Below are 3,751 nucleotides of genomic sequence, written 5' to 3' on the forward strand. Positions count from 1 at the left end.
TCCCCCTGTGGCCCCGCCTTGTTGCGGTCGTAGCAGCGCAGGCCATCACCACAGCACCGGTTGGCGACCCCGCCGCGGTCGCGCACTGGTACGGTCGTAGCAGCGCAGGCCATCACCACAGCACTGGTTGGCGTTCCCCGCTGCGGTCGCGCACTGGCACTGGTACGGTCGTAGCAGCGCAACAATTACTCACCCGCCAACAAACCTCAAAACGCCCTTCACTCACTCATTCGTTTATTCGTTTAACCATTCGTTGTCTTGTCTAGCGAGGCGTGATCTGCGTGACCACGCCCATAATGTAACTCACTCGCACCGGATCGCCTGCCTGTGGATGCGGGTAGACGCTCTCGGCCCCAATCCGAGCCCGGATCGCTTGGGTTTCGCCTTCGTGGTGGAACGTGACGTCGTAGAAGATGGTGCCGTGAATATCAATCCGCTGCACTTCAAGCAGCACGGCTTCGCGAATGCCAGAGAGGATCATCGTTGGCGGCTCCTATGCTGGTATTATATGGTCATACGGCAGGTTTCAGACAAAGAACCACCGCTTTTGATGCGGTGGTTATTGTGCTCAACAAGACGTATACGACAGATATTATACCGCGTTTTGTCACATGCTCAGATGGCAGATTGGCTTGGCGTCGCCGTCTCGTGCCCGCCGGTGCGTTGTGGAGTTGAGGCTACGACCAGCTCGCGGGCGAAATCGCGAATGAAGGTCGCTACTTCACGTGGGCGTTGTTGTTGCGGCATGTGGCCGCAACGGGGCAAGAATACGACCCGCGCTTGCGGCAGATTGGCGCAGAAGAAATCGCGTGATTCGCGCGGAATGAAATAATCGTCTTCACCCCAGATCATCGCCACCGGCACCCGTAGCGCGCGCAGATCCTCCGGACGCAAGAGCGCATTTTCGTCGAGCGCGGCGACGAATTGCCGCACCGGGTCGCGCCGGAAAATGGAACGCAACCCCTCACCTGCAACGTAGAGCGGCAAGGGCGGGCGGCCATACATCTGGCGCAGCACTTTCCGCACGGTGCGCCCATCGGGCAGCTCGATCGTCTGCAGGAACGGCTCCCACGACTCGCGTCCGCGCAAGATGGCTCCTCCCGGCGCCAGCAAGACGATGCCGGCGACCAGTTCCGGCGTGGCGAGCGCCACTCGCACCGCGATCCAGCCACCCATCGAGTTGCCTACAATCAAGGTTGGTCGCCCAATCACCTCGCGAATCATCGCCTGCACCAACGCCGTCTGCTGTTCGATGGTGGCATAGCGCTGGCCGGGCGGAAAGCCGCTCAAGCCAAACCCAGCCAGATCGAGCGCATAGACCGGGCCGATCGCGGTGAGCTGCCGCATCACGAACGACCACGTTTGGGCGCGGTCGGCGATGCCGTGCAAGAGCAGCACCGGCAGGTTGCCTTCACCACGGGCCGGCATAGCATAGTAATGGGCGCGAATTCCGGCCAAACGCCGTTCGTGGTTCGTCGCGCCTAACCGCAGCAGCGCGCGATGGCTCAGGCCGTAGATCAACGGTACTGCTGCGGTCGAAAGCGGGGTGAAGAGCCGTCCGACCTTCATTCATTCCTCCTCGCTGGCATAGCCACACGAGACGCCGGCCCCGGCGGTGCAGACCAGCGGCTGCATGGTGCGCCCGGTGCGCATGGCGTAGCCGGCGATCATCGCAGCGACAAATTCATCTACCCGATCGGCTTCCACCAGCGACACCGTGCTGCCGCCAAAGCCGCCGCCGGTCATCCGGCTGCCGTAACACCCCGGCGCAGCTAACGCCAACTCAACCAGCGTATCGAGTTCAGGCACGCTGACTCGATAATCGTCACGCAGACTATGGTGCGATTCAACCATCAACTGGCCCATCTTGACCAGATCACCGGCGGCGAGCGCATCGGCGGCGGCGAGCGTGCGCTCATTCTCACTGACGACGTGGCGCGCGAGGGGCAGCAGGTCGGGTGGCAAGAGATGGCCGTACTCGGCCAGATCGGTCAAGCGCACGTCACGCAGGGCTTGGATCTTGCCCAAGGCCGGCTTGAGCAAGCGCACCGCCTCTTCGCACCCGGCCCGGCGCTGGTTGTACTCCGAACCGGCCAACCGGTGGCGCACACCGCTATCGCAAACCACCACTCGCACGTGAGCCGGAATCGGTACCGGGCGATAGCTCAGGTCACGACAATCGATCAGTAGCGCATGGCCAGCTTCGCCTAACGCAGCGATCAACTGATCCATAATCCCGCACTTCACGCCGACGAACGAATGCTCAGCGCCTTGGGCCAGCAACGCCAGCTCTTCGCCGAGCAGATTGATATTGTTGAGCAGTTGGAAGGTGTAGCCAACCGCCACCTCCAACGCCGCCGAAGACGAGAGTCCGCTACCGGCGGGCACATCACTGTCAATCAAGAGATCGGCCCCGCGCAACGACAGATCACGAGCCAGCAATCCCTTGGCAACCCCGCGAATGTAATTGACCCACTGGCGTTGCTCGTCACGCGCGATCTGGTCGAGGTCAAACTGATCCTCTTCACGGAATTTAACGCTAAACACGCGCACGATTCGATCAGCGCGCGGGCGGGCGGCGACATACGTGGCCCGATCGAGCGCCATCGGAAAGACGAAGCCGTCGTTGTAGTCGGTATGTTCGCCGATCAGATTCACCCGTCCGGGAGCGCGCGCAATCCGGGTGGGAGGCTGGCCGAAATACCGCTCAAATGCGGCGTAGAGGGCAGATAATTCAAACATAGCGATTACTCCTCAGCGGCGTCAATGCCTGTTGCGGAGTATAGCACCTTTTTGCGCCGCGCCGTCAACAACATCGAGCTGGGTAGGTCTAACCTCATCATTGCGCGCGCGCTGCTGGCGCAGATCGTCGGGGCTATGCGCCGGGGCAAGGAAGGTCACGGCTAGCGCCACCAGCGCAAAGATCAGCGGCGCGGTGAAGACCGCGGCCAGCGCGGCAGCCAGTGCGAGGCGTGGTTCGCCGGATAACGTCACCGCGGTTGCGCCCTCACCGATCAGCGCATCAACCGGAATAGCATCGGGTTGCAAACCGCGCGCCGCCAATTCCGCCGCTAACCGGCTCGTCAATAGCGTGCCGAGCGCGGCCACGCCAATGGTGCCGCCAATCGTGCGCGAAAACTGCAAACTGGCTGTCGCCGCCCCCAACACATTGCGCGCCACCGTGCTCTGCACCGCAATCAGGAACGACGGAATGCTCGCGCCCATCCCGATCCCCATCAGTCCCAACCCAATCGCCAGTTCTAACCGGCTCATATCGGGCCGGATGCGGGCCATCATGAACGCGCCAACCACAAAGGTCGCCATCCCGCCGATGGTGAGCGTGCGATAGCTATACCGCAACAATAGCCTGCCGCCGATCACACTGGTAAAGACCCACCCCAGCATCATCGGTGTCAGCGTTGTACCGGCCTCAGTCGCGCTCGCCCCCAACACGCCCTGCACAAACAGCGGCACATAATTCATACTGCCGAACAAGACCCCGCCGGCCAGAATGCCGTGCGCGCAAGCGACGGCAAACATGCGGTCGCGCAACAACCGCACCGGCAAGATCGGCGCCGGTGCGCGCAGCTCGACCACGACCAACAAAGCGAGCGTAGCGATCGCTGCGCTCAGCATCGCCATCCCGGCCAGCGAAGCCGGCGCCTCAAGGCCGAGCAAGAGCAACACCACCCCTACACTCAGCAGCGCCGCGCCAGCGTAATCGATCGGCGGACGCTCGCCGGCGGCTGGC

5 protein-coding genes are annotated in these 3,751 nt (G+C 62.5%); all 5 read right to left on the reverse strand.

Annotated elements, in window-relative coordinates; translation table 11 throughout:
* Positions 1 to 182: hypothetical protein (locus tag U9R81_RS04395; RefSeq protein ID WP_322494304.1), on the reverse strand; the 182-nt coding region annotated here is incomplete at its 3' end.
* Positions 183 to 262: 80 nt separating this feature from the next.
* Positions 263 to 481, reverse strand: coding sequence for a hypothetical protein (locus U9R81_RS04400; protein WP_322494305.1), 219 nt, complete (start codon positions 479 to 481; stop codon positions 263 to 265).
* 134 nt (positions 482 to 615) lie between these two features.
* Entirely contained in the window at positions 616 to 1,569 is a 954-nt protein-coding gene (locus U9R81_RS04405) for an alpha/beta hydrolase (protein WP_322494306.1), read from the reverse strand.
* A complete protein-coding gene (gene galK, locus U9R81_RS04410) occupies positions 1,570 to 2,742 on the reverse strand; it encodes a galactokinase (RefSeq protein WP_322494307.1) in 1,173 nt (390 codons plus the stop codon).
* A gap of 21 nt (positions 2,743 to 2,763) precedes the next feature.
* Positions 2,764 to 3,751: MFS transporter (locus tag U9R81_RS04415; protein WP_322494308.1), on the reverse strand; the 988-nt coding region annotated here is incomplete at its 5' end.

Source organism: Chloroflexus sp., from assembly GCF_034435895.1.
GTDB lineage: Bacteria > Chloroflexota > Chloroflexia > Chloroflexales > Chloroflexaceae > Chloroflexus.

What these genes read in the sequence shown, in the direction of transcription:
- U9R81_RS04400 (WP_322494305.1), bottom strand. Translation starts at nt 481, where the DNA reads ATGATCCTCTCTGGCATTCGCGAAGCCGTGCTGCTTGAAGTGCAGCGG.
- U9R81_RS04405 (WP_322494306.1), bottom strand. Translation starts at nt 1,569, where the DNA reads ATGAAGGTCGGACGGCTCTTCACCCCGCTTTCGACCGCAGCAGTACCG.
- galK (WP_322494307.1), bottom strand. Translation starts at nt 2,742, where the DNA reads ATGTTTGAATTATCTGCCCTCTACGCCGCATTTGAGCGGTATTTCGGC.